This is a genomic window from Candidatus Endoriftia persephonae, from assembly GCF_023733635.1.
In the GTDB taxonomy this organism is placed as follows: Bacteria; Pseudomonadota; Gammaproteobacteria; order Chromatiales; family Chromatiaceae; genus Endoriftia; species Endoriftia persephonae.
In genome coordinates this window covers 463,092-479,895 of record NZ_CP090569.1, presented here as the reverse complement: position 1 = coordinate 479,895, position 16,804 = coordinate 463,092, and the positions used below count along the sequence as shown (strand labels likewise).

The following is a 16,804-nucleotide window of genomic DNA, read 5'->3' as shown; positions in this document are numbered from 1 at the left end:
ACTCTCTGTCATACAACAAGGATTACTCTTCCACCATCGCTTCTACCCGCTTTAGCAGATGGATGATCTCATCTGAAAGCGGGCCAACCTCTGCAAACGCAGCCTCTGCATTTTCATCATCTCCAGCGTTCCGAAGAGAGACCACATCTTTGATAACGGAGTGCATCTTCTCATGCAGCTTCTCCATCACCTGCATCTCTTCGATATACCCATACTCATCCATAGCAAAACCATAGAGCCACTTTCCAAGTGCACAATCACGATGAGACACTGCCTCTTCGTTATGCATCGACTTCTTACCATCCAAAAAGTCACGCAACCGCATCTTCCATGAGAGATGTGCAGCGCGAGCAGCATGAAAATCGAAGCTATCTTCCTCTCTTGCTTCGCAAGCTCCACCACTATGCTTGTTCTCCAGGTTGAAAAACCGTATCAACCTTTCCATATCCTGCGCCTTTTCACTCATAGCGACCGCTGTCGAAGAAGTCTGCTCCGCCAACGCTGCATTCTGCTGAGTCAACTCATCCATATTGGTGACAGCCTGGTTGACCTGTTCAATACCTTCCGATTGTTCGAGACTTGCCGCTGCAATTTCAGAAACGATATCTCCAACCTTTTTAACTTCTGAAACAATCTCTTCCAGAGTGGAACCCGATTCATTTACCAGGCTTGCTCCACTTTCAACCTTCGCAGCACTGTCTTTGATCAGATTTTTTATCTCCTTCGCAGCAGTTGCGCTTCTACCGGCAAGATTTCTTACCTCTGTAGCAACCACTGCAAAACCACGCCCCTGCTCTCCGGCCCGAGCCGCCTCGACAGAGGCGTTCAACGCAAGAAGATTGGTTTGAAATGCAATCTCGTCGATAACACCGATGATCTCCGAGATCTTGTTACTTGACTGGTTAATTTCATCCATGGCATGAATCGCATTTTGTACGACCGCTCCACCGCGCTCTGCAGAGCTTCTCGCCCTCATCGCCAACTGATTAGCCTGTTGCGCATTGTCCGCATTGTTTCTAACCGTTGATGTCAACTCCTCCATACTTGCGGCAGTCTCCTGAAGACTGCTCGCCTGCTGTTCGGTACGGGCAGACAGATTACTATTGCCCGAAGATATCTCGCCCGCCGCACCGATCATGCTGTCCGTTGCCTCTCTCAATTGAGCGATCATTCTGTTGAGATTAAATGTAGATTCGTTCACCGCCTCCTTAATTTCGCCAAAGGTTCCTGAATATTCATGCGTGATCCCTTCGCTCAGATCCCCTTCTTTGACTCGCTTCATCGTGCTAGCAACATCATCAAAAACGCGACTCATCTGATCGATCAGAGCATTGATCCCTTTTGCAAGATGACTAAAGAAACCAGTTTTTCCTTCCAGGCTGACCCGCCTGCTCAGGTCACCGTGGAGCGCTGCTGCCACGATATTCTCCAGCTCATCCTCGACAGCCACTTCACTGGTCCGGTCACTCCATTCCACTGCAGTACCCAGACGCCGGCCATCCTCCGTAAGCACCGGATTGGCGATAATGCCCATGGTTCGACCGCCAATCCTCAACTCCGATCTATAAGTTTTTGTGAGGCCTTCTAGCATTTTTGCCTGGCGATCAGAATGCTTGTAGAGCAGATCAATGTTTGTCCCCATCAACTGACTGGCATCAAACTCAGGCAGCTGGCTACGAATATCTGCTTCAGCCACCTCAAACAGAGATCGAACGGTCTTATTCATGTAGACGATATTACGTTCATTATCTGCCATCATTACGCAGCTTGAGACGTTATCTAGTGCAGTCTTGATGCGGGCCACTGATTCCGCCCTCTCCCTGGCATCGTTAACGTCAAATCCTACCTTCGTCTGCATAATTTTGATGCCGCGATAGAGATCACCAATCTCATCCCCACGACGTAACTCAATGTCATCAGAAAAGTGCCCTTCAGCGATTCGGCGAAAATACCCAAGTGAAGCCTCTATGGGATTCAAAACAGCACGTTTCAGAACCAGGAAGAAGATAACAAAGAGCATGACGAAACCAACCGGCGGCATCAGAGCTGACACGCTCTTTCCGAAACCTATGGTGCTTTCAAGCTCGGCTGTCTGAGCAGACGTCAAGCGGGCGTACTCCATCTTCAGCGTCTCAAGGCCCTCAAGCGCAGGCTGGTCATTGATCTTGACCACGCCATCGATTGCAGTTGGCGACTCTCCAGCGGTACTCATGCTCACCACTTGGTCGATCATTCCGGCATAGCTGTCAGCGACACTACGTATTTTCGACAGCGCTTGCTGCTCCTCTGATGAGACTGAAGCAAGGGCGGCGTACTGGTCCAAAAGTTTCAGTAGCTTTTGATAATTGCCGCGGAACCGCTCTGCATACTTCAGCTGGCCACGCAGCACATAGTTTTTAAAGTTGTGTATCGCACCACCATAGCCAAGTTGTGACTTCATCTCAGAGAGTAGAGTCTGCCGCTCTGCAACCTGCTCCTGATAGTTATGCCACTGCACCTCTGCATGCTGCATAGGACTCCATGCCGCCACTCCGGAAATCAAAAAGCTCACGGCCATGAACAGCATGACCAGATAGAACTTCTTCAACAGAGGCAGATTTCCTATTCCTTTCAGTCTGCGAGTCAGCCAGCCATCACCTTTATAACTGCCACTGTTGATCGCCCGATAGAGCACTTCTGCACCTTCAACCTCCTCCGCTGTAGGCTTAGTGCGCACTGACATGTACTCCACAACCTGGCCATTCTGATAGATAGGCGTTACGTTTGCCTTGACCCAGTAATGGTCACCACTCTTTGCCCGATTTTTGACGATACCGGTCCACGGATGTCCCTTCTTAATCGTATCCCAAAGATCCTGAAACGCCGCCGCAGGAACATCTGGATGACGCACGATATTGTGATTCCTACCAAGCAACTCAGCCTCGCTAAAGCCTGAGATCTCGATAAAGGCACCATTGGCAGAGGTGATCATGCCTTTCAGATCTGTCGTGGAGACAATGATCGTATCTTCCTGCAACGGGATCTCGACCCCGGTTACCGGCTGGTTGACTTTCATAGCGCGATCTCTTTCATCAGTTTTCTGTTCAGGCCTTGCTTCAAGCAGTCAAACGCCTTTCCAAGGCAGATGCATAGTTGGGTTGCAATGCTGCGGCGTTAAAACTCTTCCCATTCATCGCTATCGCTTTCAGGCACGGGGGTGATCTTGCGAACGCTGCTCTGTGTGGATTGCGAAGCAGCCACAGCCTCTTTCGCCACCGGTGATTGCTTCATCTCTCTTACAGGCTGGGTCCGCTTCGCTCTCGCTGTTGAAAGCGGCGCTGCAGAGTGCCGACTTGTTGCATCGGTCTTGAAAAAACGCACCAGAGAATCCAGCTGCTGCGCCTTTTCATTCATTGAGGCTGCGGCTGCAGATGTCTGCTCTGCAAGCGCAGCATTCTGCTGCGTCACCTCATCCATGCTGGTCACAGCAAGATTGACTTGATCGATACCAGAGGACTGTTCCTGACTGGCCGCTGCAATCTCTGAGATGATGTCGCCAACCTTCTTTACGCTGGTCACAATCTGCTCCAGCGTTTCACCCGACTCATTCACCAGTTCGGCACCGCTTTTCACCTTATGCACGCTGTCCTGGATCAACTCCTTGATCTCCTTGGCTGCAGTGGCGCTACGTCCGGCCAGATTCCGCACTTCGGTCGCAACCACCGCAAACCCCCGTCCCTGTTCGCCGGCTCGGGCCGCCTCTACCGAGGCATTCAGCGCCAGCAGGTTGGTCTGAAATGCGATCTCGTCAATCACGCCAATGATCTCGGCAATTTTGCTGCTGGCGGTATTGATTGCATTCATCGCCTGTACTGCACTGCTGACGACTTCACCACCATGTTCCGCAGTACTCCTGGCGCTGGCGGCAAGCTGATTCGCCTGCTGGGCATTATCTGCATTGTTGCGCACCGTGCTGGTCAGCTCCTCCATCGAGGATGCCGTCTCTTCCAGGCTTGCAGCCTGCTGTTCGGTACGGGAGGAAAGGTTGTTGTTGCCAGCGGATATCTCACCAGCCCCGGTACGGATCACGTCGGCAGATTCATTCAGCTGCACCACCACCTTCTCAAGGTTTGTGATGGTGCTATTGACGTTGTCCCTCACTTCGCCAAAAGTGCCAGCATAGTTAGCGGAGATAGGCTTGGTCAGATCACCATTAGAAAGTCGCCGCATCGCCTGACCGATATCAGAAAACACCTGATCAACAGTATTGATCAGCTCGTTGATCCCCCCCGCCAGCTGGACAAAGAAACCTGTCTTGCCTTCAAGTTCGATCCGCTGGCTGAGATCTCCGCCTTTCGCTGCGCCTACAATGGCATCGATCTCACGCTCCACTTTCAACTCTTCGGTAATATCGATCCATTGGGTTACACGCCCCTGATAGTCCCCATCACTGTCTAACACGGGACTGGTAATCAACTTAAAACTGCGCGACCAGGCATCGAACTGGCTAGTGCGTGTCTCAGAAAGCTGCGTCCGATACATCTCAGCCAGCTTTTCATCAGGAAAGAAGTCGGCAAGACTGGAACCAAGCAACCCATCGACGTCAAATGGCTTGCCCTGGCTGCGGACATTCTCACCCAAGACTTCGAACTGGACACGGGCGGCCTTGTTCATAAAGATCAGAATGTTGTCCTTATCCGACACGGTAACGCTGGTTGAACTGTTATCCAGCGCCTCTTTCAAGCGTCCTGCTTCGTTCGCCTGCTCACGCGCATCCATCACATCGAAACCCAGCTTGATCTGGGTTGATTTGAGGCTTTGGAGCATCTGACCGATCTCATCATTACGATCGGTCTCGACCCAATCGAAGTAGTTGCCCTCGGCTATCTGATCCAGCTTCTCTTGGATATACTTCATGGGACGAGTAATGTGGCGGTTAAGGAAGGCACCACTGATCAGGGTGATCAGCGATAGACCAGCCAGTAACGCCAGAAAAGTCGTCTCGGCCACCTGGAAATGCACCATCGCGGCCAATCCCACAAACATTACGACCATCAGAAACAGAATAGTGTTGAGTATGGTCTTCAGCTGCAACCGCTTAAAGCCAGCAGCCAAACGGGCCAGGCCCTTGGGTGCCAGAGTCGCATTGCTATCGGCCAGCAGCCCCCGGTAGAGCGGCTCAACCGCAGCGATTTCCTCCCGGGTTGGCGGTGTTCGAACCGACATATATTCAATCACGCGGCCATTGCTGCGCAGTGGCGTAACGTTAGCCTTGACCCAGTAGTAATCACCGTTTTTGCAGCGATTCTTAACGATGCCGGTCCAGGGTTTACCGGCCTTGCTGGTCTCCCACAGATCTTTAAAGGCCTGAGGCGGCATATCCGGGTGTCGCACAATGTTGTGATTTTTGCCGTACAGCTCCCGTCGGCTGAATCCACTGATCTCGACAAAATCTTTGTTGCAGTAGGTGATAGTGCCTTTGAGATCGGTCTTGGAAACCAGGATACTGCCTGGCTTCATATAGCGTTCATTATTGGTGACGGGTTGATTGATCTTCACTTACCTTCTCCCATTTGCATCAAATGCCCGCTCAGGCATTGACGACACTCTCTTGTTCCTGCTCACGCCTCTGGCTGAAGAGCTGATCGATATCCAGCAGCATGATCATCCTGCCCTCGGCATCGGCCAGCCCACTGATGAACTCAGTGGCAATCGCTTCACCAAATTCCGGGGTATTACGAATGGTATTGGGGTTGGCGTTGAGCACATCTGAAACGGCATCAACCACCATGCCCATCGCCCGTGAATTGTTTGCGCCATTAACACGCACAACAATCACCACGGTGTCTTTACTGTAATCTTGAGGCTCTAGGCCCAGCCTTTGGCGCAGATCGAAGATCGGCACGATGGATCCACGCAGGTTGAGCACACCTTTGACATAGTCCGGTGCATTCGGAATACGCGTGACAAGCTCCCAGCCCCGAATCTCCTGTACCCGCAGGATATCCACGCCGTAGTCTTCGCTGCCAAGGGAGAAAGTCAGGTACTCCTGACCCGTCATTTCCAACTCCACCGGCTCAAGTTTCTTTGCTGTATTCATCTGCTCACCCTCTGTCAGGCAATCCGCTTCTCGTTGACTTGGGCCTGGGTCGCCAATCGCAACAGGCCAGGGATGTCGATAATCAGTGCGACGGAGCCATCCCCAAGGATGGTTGCTCCGGATATGCCCTCCACTTTTTTGTAGTTGGCTTCAAGGGATTTGATCACCACCTGCTGCTGGCCAAGTAGGTCATCAACAAACAACCCGCAATGGCGTCCTTCACCCTCGACCACCACCAGCAATCCCTCTTTCAGGGTTGTGGCCTTGACGTCTTCAATGCCGAATACTTCGTGCAGCCTGACGATCGGCAGATACTCACCGCGCAGCTTGAAGGTCTCACCGCGGCCGGCGACTAGATTGATCATCTCCTCCGAGACCTGGATCGATTCGATGATTGAAACCAGCGGCACGATATAGGTCTCCGAGCCGACAGATACGGTCTGGCCATCGAGGATCGCAAGGGTCAGCGGCAGTCGGATGATGATGGCAGAGCCCTTGCCCGGATCGGATTCGATCTCGATGCTGCCACCCAGTTCGTTGATATTTCTGCGCACCACATCCATGCCAACACCACGGCCAGAAACGTCACTCACCTCGTCCGCCGTTGAGAATCCAGCCTGGAATATCAGTTCATAGATCTGCCGGTCCTCAAGCATATGGCCTTCTGGGATAATTCCACGCTCGATCGCCTTTGCCTCGATCTTGTCGCGATTGAGGCCACGTCCATCATCGCGGATCTCGATGACGATATTGCCACCCTTGTGGGATGCGTTGAGCTGGATCACACCAGTCTCGGGCTTGCCGGCGCTAACACGCTCATCGGGCATCTCGATGCCGTGGTCGAGGCTGTTGCGCACCAGATGGACCAACGGGTCACCGATTTTTTCGATCACCGTTTTGTCCACCTCGGTATTTTCGCCGCTCACCTTCAGCTCGATCTTCTTGCCAAGCTTGTTGCTCAGATCATGCACCAGGCGGGGAAAGCGGCTGAAGGTAAAGCTGATAGGCAGCATGCGGATCTGCATCACGCTCTCCTGCAGCTCACGGGTGTGGCGCTCCAGCTGGCCCAAGCCATCATTGAGCCGCTCTAGCTTGCCCATATCGAAATCCTCACCCAACAGGCTGAGCATCGACTGGGTGATAACCAGCTCACCCACCATATTGATCAGGCTGTCGATCTTGGCGATATCTACACGGATCGACCCGCCGCCACTGCCTGCACTCCGATTACCACTGGTGCGCCGCTCTTTTCCCGATCGCCGATTCTTTTCAACGCGGCGCTCTGGTTGCGGCGGCACTGCTTTTAACTGAGGGGGTTCTGCTGACGCCGCAGTTTTCGGTTCAGCAGCTGATAATTCGGGGACGCTGGCTTCCTCTGCCGCGGATTGCGGCATCAAGGGCATGATGATGAGCTCACAATCATCCTCAACCCAGACAAACACCTCATCCAAGGCCTCCCGGTCCACCGCCCCATGGAGGTAAATGTCCCATGAAATGTAGCTATCTTCCGGCTCGTAGCTCTGCAGCGCTGGCAGAGCCTCGAGATCCGCCTGTAGCTCCAGCCGGCCCAGTTCCGCCAGCTCACGGATAATGCGTAGCGAGTCATTACCCGTGCGCATCATTTTCAGCAGCGGCCGGAACACGATATGCCAACCTTCCGTTTGGGGCTCCATGGTTTCCGCAGCGCTCACCACTTCCGGTGTTGACGCCTCGCCTGCCACAGCAGTTTTGTTACTGAGAATCTGCTCCAGCTCCGCCTGCTGGCTTTTGACCTTCTCCTGCTCGACCTCGCCCTCTTCACTGGCGGCGCTGAGCATATCCCGCAGGATATCGACCGAGCGCAGCAGTGCATCCACCGCCTCACTGGTGACCGGGCGTCGCCCATCCCGCATCTCATCCAGCAGGGTCTCCATGACATGGGTGAAACTGGCGATGTCGTTGAAGCCAAAGGTGCCGCTGCCACCTTTTATGGAATGGGCGGCACGAAAGATGGCATTGATCTCTTCGTCGTCAACCGTGCCAGGGTCCATATTAAGCAGCCCGGACTCCATGATCTCCAGGCCTTCAAAGCTCTCCTCGAAGAAGACCTGATGAAATTGCGCCATGTCGATCGACATGATCTCTCCCCCCGTAATGGCAAACTGTCAGATGAGTGGCTATCAGCCGATGACCTTTTTCACCGTAGCCAGCAATTGATCGGGATTGAAGGGTTTGACGATCCAGCCGGTCGCACCGGCGGACTTGCCCAGCTGCTTCTTGTCGCCACTCGACTCCGTGGTCAACATCAGGATTGGGGTAAACTTGTATGCAGGAAGCGCTCGCAACTCTTTTATCAATGCAATGCCGTCCATATTGGGCATATTGACGTCTGTAATCACTAGATTGACCGACTGTCCTTTGGCTTTGCTCAATGCATCAACGCCATCAACCGCCTCAATCACCTGATAACCCCCACCCTTAAGGGTAAAAGAGACCATCTGACGCATGGAGGCGGAATCATCGACTGCAAGAATGCTTGCCATGCCTTTTCTCCTGAGTGTGTATTTGTGGGTTTTCCCTGGAGCGGAATGCCGACAACCCGGAGCGAGTTCACTACGGCAACCAACCAGCTACACGCTGACTATCGGCCCGGGAAAACGATTCTTTAGGCTTAAAAATGACGCGGCCATCAGCAACCGGGGCCGGCGGAAACGAAGGGAATAGAGTCAGCGGCCGAAGGCCGCCGAAGTACTCAAGCAAAAGATAGGGTAAATCATTGTCTTATGGCCGGTGCAGAAGAGGCTTCAGTGCATTGCGGTCCGTGCCGGAGAGACAGGAGGGGAACACCGCTCATTCGGTGAATCGGTTTGCGACCGCCTGAAAGGAGTCCTCCAAATCGAGAAAGGCTCTGACCACCTCGGGATCAAAATGGCGGCCTCTCTCCTCCCGGATCATCTCAACCGCAGTCTCATGGGAGAAGGCTTCTTTGTAAACGCGGGAAGTGATCAAAGCATCATAGACATCCGCCAGCGCCATCAGACGTCCACTCAGGGGGATCGCCTCACCTATCAGGCCATTCGGGTAGCCGGTTCCATCCCATTTCTCATGGTGGGTCAGGCAGATCTCACGGGCAAGTTGCAGAAAAGCGGTACTGCCCAACTCCTGCTCTGCTCTCAACAAGGCATCGAAACCATACTGGGCATGACGTTTCATCTCCTCCCATTCAGCTGGATCGAGTTTACCCGGCTTCAACAAGATCTTGTCAGCCACCCCCACCTTGCCGATATCGTGCAGCGGCGCCGATTTGAAAAGCAGGTCGATATACTCATTATTCAGGGTTTTCTGGAAGCGCGGATAGGCTTTGAGATGGTTGGCCAGCAACTGTATGTAGTGCTGGGTACGCCGAATATGGTTTCCGGTTTCGTTGTCCCGCGTCTCGGCCAGTGACGCCAGACAGAAGATCGCTACATCCTGGGTACGGGAGATCTCATGGGTACGTTCCCTCACCCGCTCTTCAAGCAGCTGGTTCTGATTTTTCAGGATCCGCCGGGTCTGACTCAGTGCCAAGTGGGTCTTGACCCGTGACAGCACAAGCGGCGGGCTCATGGGCTTGGTAATGTAATCCACCGCCCCCAGCTGAAAACCACGGATCTCATCATCGACTTCACTCTTCACGGTGAGGAAGATCACCGGAATATCGACAGTACACGGATCAGCTTTGAGCTGTTTACAGACTTCATAGCCATCCATCTCTGGCATCAGAATGTCAAGCAGGATCAAGTCTGGCGGAATCTCGCTGCTGACGCGGGAGAGCGCCTGCTGTCCGCTCTTGGCGACAGTCACCCGGTACTGTTCCCTGAGCAGATCGACCAATACATTGATGTAGAAACTCTCGTCATCTACCACCAGAATGCTGTATCCGGTATCACTCGTCATCCAGGACCTCGTCTATCGAAATATCCAGCGCTTCTATTATCTGCCCGAAAATATCGGCAGCTTCGTCAAAATCATAGTTCATGACAGCATCCCGCAGGCTTTTCGTCTGTTGCCCGAGGTCCACCCGTTTGAGACGCACATCGTTCACCAGTCGCTCGACGCTCTCCCGCGCATCAGCATCACCCGATGTGAACTGCTCCTTAAGCGTAACGAGTAACGACCTTAACTCCGCATCAGTAAGCGCCGGCTCACTCACCTGGGGCAGACCAAACACCTCTCTGTGGCTGGCACGCTCCTGCTGCATCAACTGGCCCAAGCCGGCAAACACTACCTCTGCCTGTCGGCAAAAATCCTCAATCAGTGACGGCAGCTCATCCTCCCGGGCTTGCCGCATAGCGCTCTCCAGTTTGCCCGCACTCTGTTCCAACTGGCGTGCACCAATATTTCCCGCCACCCCATGCAGCGTATGTACTAGGCGCATCGCATCCCCCATCTCCAGCTGTTGCAGCAACACTTTGAGATGCTCACAGCTGTCAGCGTGGTGGCTGATGAATTCCTTTAGCAGTTTGAGATAGAGCACCCGGTTACCGCCCACCCGCTGCATCCCCCAGTTCAGATCCACTCCAGGCACCGCATCAGGGAAGGCCGCCTGATCCTGTGGGAGATCTACAACCTCAGCCTCTGACAGCAGTTGCTCGCCGAGCCAGTGACGCAGGGTTGCCAGTAGTTTTGCGGGGTCGATCGGCTTCGACAGATAGTCGCTCATGCCCGCATCAAGACACTTCTCCCGGTCACCGCTCATGGCATGGGCGGTCATAGCGATGACCGGCAGCTGTTGCAGCTCCGGTTGCTGCCGAATCTGCCGGGTTGTTTCATAACCGTCCATCAGAGGCATCTGCACATCCATCAGCACCAGATCAAACGCGCTCTCCTGCAGCCGCCGCAATGCGGCCCTGCCATCCTCCGCCACCAGCACCAGCAGACCAAAACTCTGTAACAGCTCCAGCGCCACCTGTTGATTGATCGGGTTATCCTCCACCAGCAGTACCTTGCCTTTGAGACGCCCTGGAGTCGCACCGAAGCGGGCAGCTGGTACCGTCTCACGTCCCCGCCCCGACTCTTTGAAGACCGACATGATGGTGTCGAACAACAGTGAGGGGTTCGCCGGCTTGAGCAACACCGCATCCAGACCGGCGGCCTGCGACTGCTGCATCAGTTCCTCCCGGCCGAAGGCGGTAACTAGGATCATCTTCGGCTGCTGCACCAACGCCAGCTCCTGCTTGATGTGCTGCACCGCGTCGATACCGTTGACCGGCGGCATGTGCCAATCCATCAGCACCAGCTGAAACGGCTTCGGCTTGGCCAGACCGACCGCCCCGGCCCCCATCAGGAGTTCGTAGGCCTCCGCCGCGTTGGCGCCGACCTCCACCTCAAAGGAGAAGGAACGCAACATATCTGCCAACACCGTTCGCACCATCGGGTTGTCATCCACCAGCAGTACCCGCATCCCCTGCAGGTCCGGGTCGGGTTCGAACTGACGCGGTTGCTGCTCCGGCTGCAGACCGAACGCCAATTCGAAGCGAAAACAGCTCCCCTCTCCCAGCCGGCTCTCCACTGAGAGTTGCCCCTGCATCAGTTCCACCAGCTGCTTGCAGATACTCAGCCCCAGCCCGGTGCCACCGTAGTGGCGGCTGGTGGAGCCATCCGCCTGAACAAAGGCATCAAACAAATGTGGCAGGCGTTGAGGATCGATGCCGATTCCGCTGTCTCTTATTTCGAAACCGACCCGCACTTGCTGCGCTGAGCGATCCAGCAGCCGTACCGAAACCACCACTTCGCCGCTTTCGGTGAATTTGATTGCATTCTGCGCCAGATTCAGCAGCACCTGCCCAAGCCGCAGCGGATCACCGATCAGCCGGTCCGGCACATCCAATTCGCGCTCAAAGACCAGCTCCAGCCGCCTCTCCACCGCTTTGATATTGAGCAGAGTGGCGAGGTTCTCCAGCACCTCATCGAGCTGAAAGTGGGTGGTCTCGATCTCCAGCCGGCCCGCCTCGATCTTGGAGAAGTCGAGGGTATCGTTGATGATGCCCAGCAGGTGGTGGGAGGAACTCTGGATCTTCTGCAGATAGTCGAGCTGCTTCGACGTCAATTCGGTCTGCAGTGCCAGATGGCTCATACCGATGATCGCGTTCATCGGGGTACGGATCTCGTGGCTCATGTTCGCCAGGAAGTTGCTCTTGAAGCGATTCGCCTGCTCTGCAGCCTCTTTCGCCTCCGCCAGTTCCCGTTCCATACGGATTCGATCGGTTAGATTGACCAGTATGCCGAGGTTCATGAGTTTGTCACCGATACGGATCGGAATGGCAGAGAGTAGCCCCTCGATCACTCCACCCCGATCGGTGGCAAAACGGATCGGATAACTGTGGATCTGCCCCTCCGCCTGAAACTGCCGCAACACCTCAACCCGGTCACTCTCATTCAAATAGAAGCCCAACATGTTGCGTCCGATCAGCTCCCCACTTTCACACTCGACATCCAATGCCGCCTGCGGGTTAGCCATCTGGATAGTGCCTTCCAGATCGCTGATGGTGATGGCCAGGGGAATGGTGTTGATGATGTTTCTCAACTGCTCCTCACTGCGCTGCAATCGGCGCTGCTCGCGCCTTAGATACACCACCCAGAGCGCCGCCAGCAGAATGATCAACACCGCACCGATCGCGATCTGCAACGCCAGCGTGTAATCCACCCCCATCTCGTAGCGCACTGCAAACCACTTCTGGCGGATAGCTATCACCTCTTTCTGGGGGATCGCATCCAGCGCCTTCTGCAAGATCGAGACCAGTTCGGGCCAATCCTTGCGCACCCCGACACTCAGATCGAAACTGTAGGGAGTGGGGGCGGCAACCTTGACGTTGCTGATGCCCCGGTTAGTGATCAGGTAACTGCCCACCGTCAGATTGCCTATATAGGCATCCACCTCTCCCAGGGAGAGTCGTCGTAGCGCCTCTTCCGAGGTGGGCACCTGCACCACCTCAATATCGGGATGATCTCTTTTCAGGTAGTCGAGGGTCACATACTCCTGCTCCACCACCACCCGCTTGCCACTGAGATCCTCCAGGCCGGTGATCAGAGCCGCATCGTCACGCACAAACACCACAAAAGGAAAGTTGAGATAAGGGCGAGTGAAGTTGAGAAAGCTGTCACGCGCTTCATCTCGTACCAGCGCCGGCACCAGATCCAACTGCCGCCCACGCGCCTTCTGCATCACCTTGGCCCAGGAGGTAGACTCTTCGATGACAAACTCCACCCCGAGCATCTCGCCCACGACCTTCATGTAGTCGGAGACGATGCCACTATAGCCACCATCCTGCGGCACAAACTCAACCGGCGGCCAGGCCGGGTCGACCCCCAACCGGATGGTGCCATGCGCGGCCAGCCAGGCCCGCTCTTCCTTGGTCAGTTTCAGCACAGGACCTGCCTCGGGCACCTCTCCTCCTGGCGATAACCAGCGATTGAGAATCACCCGCCGTTCATCCTCGGTAATGCTATTCAGCGCCTTATCGAGGATCGACACCAATGGTACCCACGCTGGATCCTGGTGTACCGCGAAACGCTGCAGTGCCGGACCAAATCCAGGGTCACCGCTAAAGTGCAGATTGCTAAGCTGCTGCTCTTCAATTAGCCATTGCGCTACCGAGCGGTTTCCCACATAGGCGTCCACCTCACCCCAAGAGAGTTTTTTCAGCGCCTCCAGCGTATTAGCAACAGGCAATAACTCAATCTGCGGATGGCCTTGCAGTTGCTTCATGGTGGAGAAGCCATTCTCAATGGCGACCTTGCGCCCATAGAGATCCTCAATGGTGTGAATTGCCCGCTCATCCTTGCGTGTGACTATGGCCTTCATCACCGTAAAAAACTCACTGGTAAACCAGAGATCCCTGGCGCGCTCCTCTGTTTGTACAATCGACATGCCGAGTTTAAGTTCACCCGAGCTGACCCTGGCCAGCATCTGCTTGAAGGTGGGGCCAGGATGAACCCGAAACTCAACCTTGAGACGTTCGCCAATCAGTGTGAGGTAGTCATGGGCAATACCGCTGTGCAGCCCCTGCTGATTCATGAAGTCAATTGGCGGCCAGGCCCCATCCACTCCAATCTCGATCACAGGATGCCGATCCAGCCAGGCGCGCTCTTCCGCGTTCAATGTCAGCTGCGGCATCGATATCCTGCCGCTGTCCCGCCCTGCCCCCCAGCGATCGGCGATCACCTGAAACTCCTGCGGGCTGATCTGCTTCAGTCCCGCATCAATCAGATCCAACAACTGCGCATTGCCCTCACGCACAGCACCACGATAGTCGCGAGAATAGAAGGGCCGATCTGAAAGACGGCGAAATGGGTTCGGCTCACCTGTCTTTGCGAAAAAATGGCTTAGATTGGCAGCGGGGGAGATAAACGCCTTCACCCGGCCCTCAAGGGCCGCTTGGTAGAGTGTCTCAAAGCTGTCGAAGACCACCAGTGAGACCCCTTTGAGGTGCTCTCTGGCGTAGCTATGGGTAAATCCTTTGGGCACACCGATGACCAACCCTTCGAGATCCGCCTCCGTTTTCACTCCGAGGATGTTTTTGTGCAGGTAGAAGTAGTATTCGATCCCGATGGTGGGCCGGGTGAACTCATAGAGCTGATCCCGTTGTGCCGAGTAGAACATGCCGGCATGCAGATCGGCCTCGCCACTGCGTACCATCTCCAAAGAGCGCTCCCAGCTGGTCTGTTTAAAGGCCACCGGGATGCCGCTCTTTTGCGACCAGAGCCGCCAGATATCGGGCAGAATGCCGGCGGCCCTGCCGTCAGCATCGGTAAATTTGAAGGGCGGGGTGCCGGCATTGTAGACCACCACCAGCGGTCTGGATGTGGGGGGATCCATCTCTGCGGCGGCCCAGGTATATTGGCAAGCCAGCAACCACAACAACGCGGATGCCACCCTCCCGATCCAGACCTGGCCAGCCGCTATTGCTGTCATGCCCGCTTATACTCGCTGAATCGCACTCTGCACCGTTTTAATCTCTCACAAGCCATTCACTCAAAAATCGTAGTTGAAGATCAGCCGCAGGTCATTCCCTGGTTACCTCAAACAAGCCCGTGTACTCCTCAGCCCCGCTAAAAAAATAATCCGCCAATCACACAAACAACGCGACTATTGTGTAAACCCGGTTACGCCACTTCAGCCCGTTATCCGACACTCTTATTCGCATTCATCTGAGTGTTTTGCGGACTGAATCCCTGCCTTTATCGATATTGATGCTCACCCAAATTTCTTCCAAAATAGGCAGGCGACAATGGCAGAGCTTTTTCGAGTCGCACCGCTTGAGGCGGTGGTTTATCCAAATTGAATTAATCTTCGGTTTCTAAGCTAGAATAGCGGCGATCATCCTATAGACAAGTTCGAGCTGTTGATGCGTTTGCCCTATTTCATACTGTTCTGTCTTGGCCTGAGCTGGCTCCAGACATCCGCCGCGCTGACATTCTCACTGCCACCCGAGGGCGAGGATCTGGTCGGTGAACTCATCGAGCTCAAGACCCGTTACGAGGATACCTTTTCCGATATTGCGCGAGGCCACGACATGGGGTTCCGCGAGGTCAGCCAGGCCAACCCTGGAGTTGATGCCTGGCTGCCGGGCGAGGGTACAGAGATCTTTGTCCCACAACTCTTTATCCTGCCCGATGTTCCCCGCGAAGGGGTCGTCATCAACCTGGCAGAACTGCGCCTCTACTACTACCCCAAGGATCAGGCGCAGGTAATCACCTATCCGCTCGGCATCGGCCGGGAAGGCTGGGGCACACCGGAGGGCGCTACCCATGTGATCAGGAAACGAGCCCACCCATCCTGGTATGTGCCTGAATCGATCCGTCAGGAGCATCAGAAGATGGGCGATCCTCTGCCTGAAGTCATGCCGCCCGGCCCCGATAATCCGCTCGGGGAGTATGCCATCTACCTTGGCATGCGCGGCTACCTGCTGCACGGCACCAACAAGCCCTATGGGGTCGGCATGCGAGTCAGCCACGGCTGCATCCGCCTCTATCCAGAGGATATCGAGGAATTTTTTCGGCAGATTCCAGTGAATACGCCGGTGCGGATCATCAATCGTCCTTACAAGGCGGGCTGGCGGGATGGGCAACTCTACGTCGAGGCGCACCCCCCACTCAATGAACAGATAAAAGTGGAGGGGCGAAACCACACCGGCCTGGTGACGGCGATGATCACCAAGCTAGGAGAGGACCGGAGACAGCCTGACTGGGACATCCTACAGACCATCGCAAGAGATCAAACCGGCATCCCGGAGATCGTGCCACTCAGCGAGCTGCCCGGCGACAACTGATCTGCTGCAACTGCGTTGTTTCTATCGGGCAAGAGAAAACCCCGGAGCCTGATGACATCCGGGGTTCTTTCGCTCCGTTTCACCCCACGGGGGTCAGCGGAAATAGCGGCTTTATTTAGCCATCGCCTTCTCAGACATGCGGCTGCAGCGCTCGCTGCACTTACGCGCCTCAGCAGCAGCCTCATTTGCCGTAGCCATCGCCTTGTCCGCAGTCCCCTGGGCCGATGCAGCATCCAGCTCAGCTGTCTTGGCAGCCTTATATGCAGCATCTGCAGCATTCTGAGCAGCCTGTGCCTCCTTCCGCACCTCCTCAATCTGAGCGGTGGTTGCACAACCGGCCAGCAGGCCCAGGCTCAGAATCATAGCGGAGGCTTTCAGCATCTTGGTGGTTTTCATCTCTTTCTATCTCTCTTTTTCCGTGGAAAAACTGGGCGTT

At 54.9% G+C, this 16,804-nt stretch carries 9 protein-coding genes; 1 reads left to right on the top strand and 8 read right to left on the bottom strand.

Features of this window, described 5'->3' with window-relative positions; all coding sequences use genetic code 11:
* Positions 1 to 22: 22 nt before the first annotated feature.
* From L0Y14_RS02265 to L0Y14_RS02230, 7 genes are all read right to left on the bottom strand, one after another.
* Entirely contained in the window at positions 23 to 3,055 is a 3,033-nt protein-coding gene (locus L0Y14_RS02265; protein ID WP_005958593.1) for a methyl-accepting chemotaxis protein, read from the bottom strand.
* A gap of 98 nt (positions 3,056 to 3,153) precedes the next feature.
* Entirely contained in the window at positions 3,154 to 5,538 is a 2,385-nt protein-coding gene (locus L0Y14_RS16395) for a methyl-accepting chemotaxis protein (RefSeq protein WP_006473574.1), read from the bottom strand.
* A 31-nt stretch (positions 5,539 to 5,569) separates the two neighbouring features.
* Complete coding sequence (locus tag L0Y14_RS02250; protein ID WP_005958591.1) at positions 5,570 to 6,079, bottom strand: chemotaxis protein CheW; 510 nt, start codon at positions 6,077 to 6,079, stop codon at positions 5,570 to 5,572.
* 14 nt (positions 6,080 to 6,093) lie between these two features.
* Positions 6,094 to 8,196: a chemotaxis protein CheA gene (locus L0Y14_RS02245; protein ID WP_005958590.1), complete on the bottom strand. Its 2,103-nt coding sequence runs from the start codon at positions 8,194 to 8,196 to the stop codon at positions 6,094 to 6,096.
* Positions 8,197 to 8,238: 42 nt separating this feature from the next.
* Positions 8,239 to 8,601, bottom strand: a complete 363-nt coding sequence (locus L0Y14_RS02240; protein WP_005958589.1) for a response regulator — start codon at positions 8,599 to 8,601, stop codon at positions 8,239 to 8,241.
* A gap of 307 nt (positions 8,602 to 8,908) precedes the next feature.
* Positions 8,909 to 9,994 (bottom strand): response regulator, encoded by a 1,086-nt coding sequence (locus L0Y14_RS02235; protein WP_005958588.1) that lies wholly within the window; start codon positions 9,992 to 9,994, stop codon positions 8,909 to 8,911.
* Positions 9,984 to 14,915, bottom strand: coding sequence for a transporter substrate-binding domain-containing protein (locus L0Y14_RS02230; RefSeq protein ID WP_240991549.1), 4,932 nt, complete (start codon positions 14,913 to 14,915; stop codon positions 9,984 to 9,986). The genes L0Y14_RS02235 and L0Y14_RS02230 overlap by 11 nt, the downstream gene beginning before the upstream one ends.
* Before the next feature lie 529 nt (positions 14,916 to 15,444).
* On the opposite strand from L0Y14_RS02230, the gene L0Y14_RS02225 reads away from it, so the two are divergent.
* Positions 15,445 to 16,368: a L,D-transpeptidase family protein gene (locus tag L0Y14_RS02225; RefSeq protein ID WP_006473571.1), complete on the top strand. Its 924-nt coding sequence runs from the start codon at positions 15,445 to 15,447 to the stop codon at positions 16,366 to 16,368.
* A gap of 111 nt (positions 16,369 to 16,479) precedes the next feature.
* Here the strand turns inward: L0Y14_RS02225 and L0Y14_RS02220 are convergent, their stop codons facing one another.
* Positions 16,480 to 16,764, bottom strand: a complete 285-nt coding sequence (locus L0Y14_RS02220) for an Lpp/OprI family alanine-zipper lipoprotein (protein ID WP_005958585.1) — start codon at positions 16,762 to 16,764, stop codon at positions 16,480 to 16,482.
* Positions 16,765 to 16,804 lie beyond the last annotated feature (40 nt).

Excerpts from the sequence above, each read along its gene's own strand:
- L0Y14_RS02265 (WP_005958593.1), bottom strand. The coding sequence starts at position 3,055 with ATGAAAGTCAACCAGCCGGTAACCGGGGTCGAGATCCCGTTGCAGGAA.
- L0Y14_RS02250 (WP_005958591.1), bottom strand. The coding sequence starts at position 6,079 with ATGAATACAGCAAAGAAACTTGAGCCGGTGGAGTTGGAAATGACGGGT.
- L0Y14_RS02245 (WP_005958590.1), bottom strand. The coding sequence starts at position 8,196 with ATGTCGATCGACATGGCGCAATTTCATCAGGTCTTCTTCGAGGAGAGC.
- L0Y14_RS02240 (WP_005958589.1), bottom strand. The coding sequence starts at position 8,601 with ATGGCAAGCATTCTTGCAGTCGATGATTCCGCCTCCATGCGTCAGATG.
- L0Y14_RS02235 (WP_005958588.1), bottom strand. The coding sequence starts at position 9,994 with ATGACGAGTGATACCGGATACAGCATTCTGGTGGTAGATGACGAGAGT.
- L0Y14_RS02230 (WP_240991549.1), bottom strand. The coding sequence starts at position 14,915 with ATGGATCCCCCCACATCCAGACCGCTGGTGGTGGTCTACAATGCCGGC.
- L0Y14_RS02225 (WP_006473571.1), top strand. The coding sequence starts at position 15,445 with ATGCGTTTGCCCTATTTCATACTGTTCTGTCTTGGCCTGAGCTGGCTC.
- L0Y14_RS02220 (WP_005958585.1), bottom strand. The coding sequence starts at position 16,764 with ATGAAAACCACCAAGATGCTGAAAGCCTCCGCTATGATTCTGAGCCTG.